Raw genomic sequence first — 1,683 nt, 5'->3', positions numbered from 1 at the left:
AAAAAATATCAAGTCTTGAAGAGTGACTAACTGAAGTAAAATTCATGCAGTAAATCTTTGAGCATCGCTTCTCGAGTGGAAGCAAATCAAGCTTTTAATTGAAGAGTTTGATCATGGCTCAGATTGAACGCTGGCGGCAGGCTTAACACATGCAAGTCGAGCGGTAGCACAAGGGAGCTTGCTCCCTGGGTGACGAGCGGCGGACGGGTGAGTAATGTCTGGGAAACTGCCTGATGGAGGGGGATAACTACTGGAAACGGTAGCTAATACCGCATAACGTCGCAAGACCAAAGAGGGGGACCTTCGGGCCTCTTGCCATCAGATGTGCCCAGATGGGATTAGCTAGTAGGTGGGGTAATGGCTCACCTAGGCGACGATCCCTAGCTGGTCTGAGAGGATGACCAGCCACACTGGAACTGAGACACGGTCCAGACTCCTACGGGAGGCAGCAGTGGGGAATATTGCACAATGGGCGCAAGCCTGATGCAGCCATGCCGCGTGTGTGAAGAAGGCCTTCGGGTTGTAAAGCACTTTCAGCGAGGAGGAAGGTGGTGAACTTAATACGTTCATCAATTGACGTTACTCGCAGAAGAAGCACCGGCTAACTCCGTGCCAGCAGCCGCGGTAATACGGAGGGTGCAAGCGTTAATCGGAATTACTGGGCGTAAAGCGCACGCAGGCGGTTTGTTAAGTCAGATGTGAAATCCCCGGGCTCAACCTGGGAACTGCATTTGAAACTGGCAAGCTAGAGTCTCGTAGAGGGGGGTAGAATTCCAGGTGTAGCGGTGAAATGCGTAGAGATCTGGAGGAATACCGGTGGCGAAGGCGGCCCCCTGGACGAAGACTGACGCTCAGGTGCGAAAGCGTGGGGAGCAAACAGGATTAGATACCCTGGTAGTCCACGCTGTAAACGATGTCGATTTGGAGGTTGTGCCCTTGAGGCGTGGCTTCCGGAGCTAACGCGTTAAATCGACCGCCTGGGGAGTACGGCCGCAAGGTTAAAACTCAAATGAATTGACGGGGGCCCGCACAAGCGGTGGAGCATGTGGTTTAATTCGATGCAACGCGAAGAACCTTACCTACTCTTGACATCCAGAGAACTTTCCAGAGATGGATTGGTGCCTTCGGGAACTCTGAGACAGGTGCTGCATGGCTGTCGTCAGCTCGTGTTGTGAAATGTTGGGTTAAGTCCCGCAACGAGCGCAACCCTTATCCTTTGTTGCCAGCGGTTCGGCCGGGAACTCAAAGGAGACTGCCAGTGATAAACTGGAGGAAGGTGGGGATGACGTCAAGTCATCATGGCCCTTACGAGTAGGGCTACACACGTGCTACAATGGCATATACAAAGAGAAGCGACCTCGCGAGAGCAAGCGGACCTCATAAAGTATGTCGTAGTCCGGATTGGAGTCTGCAACTCGACTCCATGAAGTCGGAATCGCTAGTAATCGTAGATCAGAATGCTACGGTGAATACGTTCCCGGGCCTTGTACACACCGCCCGTCACACCATGGGAGTGGGTTGCAAAAGAAGTAGGTAGCTTAACCTTCGGGAGGGCGCTTACCACTTTGTGATTCATGACTGGGGTGAAGTCGTAACAAGGTAACCGTAGGGGAACCTGCGGTTGGATCACCTCCTTACCTAAAGATATTGATTCGAGTGGCGTGCTCACACAGATTGTCTGAT

General features: G+C 52.5%; 1 rRNA gene. It reads left to right on the top strand.

Going from position 1 to position 1,683, the window contains the following annotated elements:
• Positions 1-95 precede the first annotated feature (95 nt).
• A 16S ribosomal RNA gene (locus EKL15_RS21355) occupies positions 96-1,637 on the top strand.
• Positions 1,638-1,683: the final 46 nt, after the last annotated feature.

Origin of the sequence: Serratia sp. 4542, assembly GCF_016805595.1 — a bacterium.
Classification (GTDB): Bacteria; Pseudomonadota; Gammaproteobacteria; order Enterobacterales; family Enterobacteriaceae; genus Serratia; species Serratia nevei.
The sequence above is the reverse complement of the archived record's forward strand: the minus strand, read 5'-3'. Positions and strand labels throughout refer to the sequence as shown.